Raw genomic sequence first — 3,780 nt, forward strand, 5'->3', positions numbered from 1 at the left:
AGTCGAACGACCGGAACGACACCTTCGGGTTGTGCTTGTGCAGCACCTTGGTGATCGCCGCGGTGGTCGTCGTCTTGCCGTGGTCGATGTGGCCGATCGTCCCGATGTTGACGTGCGGCTTCGAACGATCGAACTTCTCTTTGGCCATTGCGCCTGATCTCCGGTTCTACGGGTCCTGTTGCGGAACCTGACTACTGCTTGGTGCCCTGCATGCGGGCGATGACTTCCTCGGCCACGTGGTTCGGGGCCTGCTCGTACCGATCGAAGTGCATCGAGTACGTCGCGCGTCCCTGGGTGCGCGACCGCAGGTCCGTGGCGTAGCCGAACATCTCCGACAGCGGCACGCGCGAGGCCACGATCTGCGTCCCGCCCAGGTCTTCCTGCGACTGGATGTGACCGCGGCGGCTGGCGATGTCGCCCATGATGTCGCCCATGAACTCCTTGGGCACGACCACCTCGACGCGCATCACCGGCTCGAGGAGCACGGGGCGGGCGCGCTTGGCGGCATCCTTGAACGCCATCGAGCCGGCGATCTTGAACGCCATTTCGTTGGAGTCCACGTCGTGGTACGAGCCGTCGTACAGCTCGATGCCCACGTCGTCGATCGGGAAGCCGGCGAGCACGCCGGTGGTCAGGGCTTCCTTGATGCCTTCGTCGATCGGCTTGATGAATTCCTTCGGAATCACGCCGCCGACGATCTTGTTCTCGAACAGGTAGCCCTCGCCGGGCTGGCGCGGCACCAGGCGGATCTTGGCGTGACCGTACTGGCCGCGACCACCCGTCTGGCGGACGTACCGGCCCTCGCCCTCGGCCGCCATCGTCAGCGTTTCCTTGTAGGCGACCTGCGGCTTGCCCGTGTTGGCCTCGACGTTGAACTCGCGCTTGAGGCGGTCGACGATGATCTCGAGGTGGAGCTCGCCCATGCCCGAGATGACGGTCTGGCCGGTCTGCTGGTCCGTCTTCACGCGGAAGGTCGGATCCTCGGCCATCAGCTTCCCGAGGCCGACGCCCAGCTTCTCCTGGTCGCTCTTGCTCTTGGGCTCGATGGCCAGCGAGATGACGGGCTCGGGGAAGTCCATCGACTCGAGGATGACCGGGGCCTTGTCGTCGCAGATCGTGTCGCCGGTCATGACCGACTTCAGGCCGACCGCGGCGGCGATGTCGCCCGCGTAGACTTCCTTGATTTCCTCACGCTTGTTCGCGTGCATCTTCAGCAGGCGGCCGATGCGCTCGGTCTTGCCCTTGGTGCTGTTGAGCACCGAGGAGCCCGAGGTCATCACGCCCGAGTACACGCGGATGAACGTGAGCTGGCCGACGAACGGGTCGGTCATGATCTTGAAGGCGAGCGCGGAGAACGGCGCCGAGTCGTCGGCCGGACGCGCGATCGTCTTCTCGGCGTCGTCGACAGCGACACCCTGGATGGACGGCACTTCCACCGGCGACGGCAGGAAGTCCACCACCGCGTCGAGCAGCGGCTGCACGCCCTTGTTCTTGAACGCCGACCCGCAGATGACGGGCACGAAGGGTGCCTCGGCCTTCTGGTGGACCGACTCGTTCACGCGCTTGCGGAGCGCCGCCTTGATCTCGGCCTCGGTCAGCTCCTCGCCGCCCAGGTACTTCTCGAGCAACGCGTCGTCGGCCTCGCTGACCTTCTCGAGCAGCTGCTCGCGATAGGCCTTGGCCTGATCCATGAGGTCGGCCGGGATGTCCTCGACCACGTACTCGGCGCCCATGGTCTCGTCCTTGTACGTGATCGCCTTCATGCGGACCACGTCGACCACGCCACGGAACTTGTCCTCGGTGCCGATCGGGAACTGCAGCACGCAGGGGTTGCCCTGCAGGCGCGACTTGATCTGATCCACCGTGCGATCGAAGTTCGCGCCGATGCGATCCATCTTGTTCACGAAGCAGATGCGCGGCACGTGGTACTTGTCGGCCTGGCGCCACACCGTCTCGGACTGCGGCTCGACGCCGGCCACCGAGTCGAACACCGCCACCGCACCGTCGAGCACGCGGAGCGAACGCTCCACCTCGGCCGTGAAGTCCACGTGGCCGGGCGTGTCGATGATGTTGATGCGGTGCTCACGCCAGAAGCACGTCGTCGCCGCCGACGTGATCGTGATGCCCCGCTCCTGCTCCTGCTCCATCCAGTCCATCGTCGCGGTGCCTTCGTGCACCTCGCCGATCTTGTAGGTGATGCCGGTATAGAAGAGGATGCGCTCGGTCGTGGTCGTCTTGCCGGCATCGATGTGCGCCATGATGCCGATGTTGCGCGTGCGACTGAGTGATACCTGACGGGCCATTGGTCGAATACTCGAAAGAAGACTGCAATTCTGAAATCTTGAAATTCTGAAATTTCAGAATTTCACCTGCGACCTGCTACCAGCGGTAGTGGGCGAACGCCTTGTTCGCCTCGGCCATGCGATGCGTGTCCTCACGCTTCTTCACGGCCCCGCCACGCATGTTGCTGGCGTCGAGCAGCTCGTTGGCGAGCTTCTCTTCCATCGTCTTGCCGTCGCCACGCGACCGCGAGTAGCTGACGATCCAGCGGATGGCCAGCGAGAGCCGGCGATTCACGTTGACCTCGATCGGCACCTGGTAGTTCGACCCACCGACGCGCCGCGACTTGACCTCGAGGCTCGGCTTGGTGTTGTCGATGGCCTTCTTGAAGACCTTGAGGGGCTCCTCGCCGGTCTTCTCCTGGATCATCTCGAAGCTCTTGTACAGAATCCGCTCCGCGGTGCTCCGCTTGCCGTCGCTCATCACCGAGCCGATGAACTTGGTGACCAGGGTGCTGTTGTAGAGCGGGTCGGGCGTGACCTCGCGCTTGGCAATCTCTCGTCTGCGTGGCATCTGACTTCAGCTCCTGCTACGACTTCGGCCGCTTGGCGCCGTACTTGGACCGGCCCTGCCGGCGGTTCGCGACGCCCGTGGCGTCGAGCGTGCCCCGCACGACGTGATAGCGGACACCCGGGAGGTCCTTCACACGGCCACCGCGGATGAGCACCAGCGAGTGCTCCTGGAGGTTGTGGCCCACACCAGGGATGTAGGTCGTCACCTCGATCTTGTTCGTCAACCGCACGCGGGCCACCTTGCGGAGCGCCGAGTTCGGCTTCTTGGGCGTCTGGGTGAATACGCGGACACAGACGCCCCGCTTCTGCGGGCTCTCCTGCAACGCAGGGCTCTTCGTCTTGTCGATGACCGCCTCGCGGCCCTTGCGAACAAGCTGACTGATGGTCGGCACAGTGACTCCACCTGCAGGCGCGCGTCGCTCGAGACGACAGACACGCTTCCAGGCACGCCTCGTCAGGCGTGCCCGTTCGGACTTGCCTCCGCGCCATCGCACAAGCGACGACACGGCGTCCCGGGCCTGAAAGCCGGCGGCATGCCGGCCTGGCACCCGGGACTGGGTACCCTACGTATTCGAAGTTGTCGCTCGCGGATCGCCCTGTGGGCGTCCCGCTTGGATGTGCCCGCCAATCCCCACCGCCGATTGCTGCTCGGCGCCCGGGATCCGGGCCTCACTTCGCGTGACTCGGGTGCAGATAGGGTGTCCTGCCCCCGACAAAACCTTGCGAGTCTAGCACGGCGCAGGGAAGGAGTGCAACCCCCGGGCCAGCCCCTCGGCTGTCCGCTGTCCCTGACACCCCCTGAGGGGCACCGGTCCTCGCGGCGAACGCCCAGTGTAGCACAACACGGCCGGGTACCGGGTACCGGGTACCGGGGGCTAGGGGCTGGGGGCTGGTAGGGGCTCCTCGCCTATGCGCTCGCCCCTGCTGC

Annotated in this window: 4 protein-coding genes; all 4 read right to left on the reverse strand. The window is 65.2% G+C overall.

The features are described 5' to 3' along the window. On the reverse strand, positions 1 to 148 hold a 148-nt coding region (locus ACIRDX_RS21425; protein WP_396623799.1), incomplete at its 3' end, for a GTP-binding protein. Positions 149 to 191: 43 nt separating this feature from the next. Further along, complete coding sequence (gene fusA / locus ACIRDX_RS21430; protein ID WP_396627463.1) at positions 192 to 2,303, reverse strand: elongation factor G; 2,112 nt, start codon at positions 2,301 to 2,303, stop codon at positions 192 to 194. Between the two features lie 76 nt (positions 2,304 to 2,379). Next, on the reverse strand, positions 2,380 to 2,853 hold the full coding sequence (gene rpsG, locus ACIRDX_RS21435) for a 30S ribosomal protein S7 (protein WP_396627464.1): 474 nt from the start codon (positions 2,851 to 2,853) through the stop codon (positions 2,380 to 2,382). Between the two features lie 16 nt (positions 2,854 to 2,869). Then, positions 2,870 to 3,244 carry a 30S ribosomal protein S12 gene (rpsL, locus tag ACIRDX_RS21440; RefSeq protein ID WP_110173167.1) on the reverse strand — a complete coding sequence of 125 codons (375 nt, stop codon included), beginning with the start codon at positions 3,242 to 3,244 and terminating at the stop codon, positions 2,870 to 2,872. Between the last annotated feature and the right edge of the window lie 536 nt (positions 3,245 to 3,780).

The sequence above is a fragment of the Luteitalea sp. genome (assembly GCF_044337415.1).
Lineage (GTDB): Bacteria > Acidobacteriota > Vicinamibacteria > Vicinamibacterales > Vicinamibacteraceae > Luteitalea.

Bases quoted from the DNA above. Each gene is read 5' to 3' on its own strand.
- fusA (WP_396627463.1), bottom strand. From the start codon at position 2,303: ATGGCCCGTCAGGTATCACTCAGTCGCACGCGCAACATCGGCATCATG.
- rpsG (WP_396627464.1), bottom strand. From the start codon at position 2,853: ATGCCACGCAGACGAGAGATTGCCAAGCGCGAGGTCACGCCCGACCCG.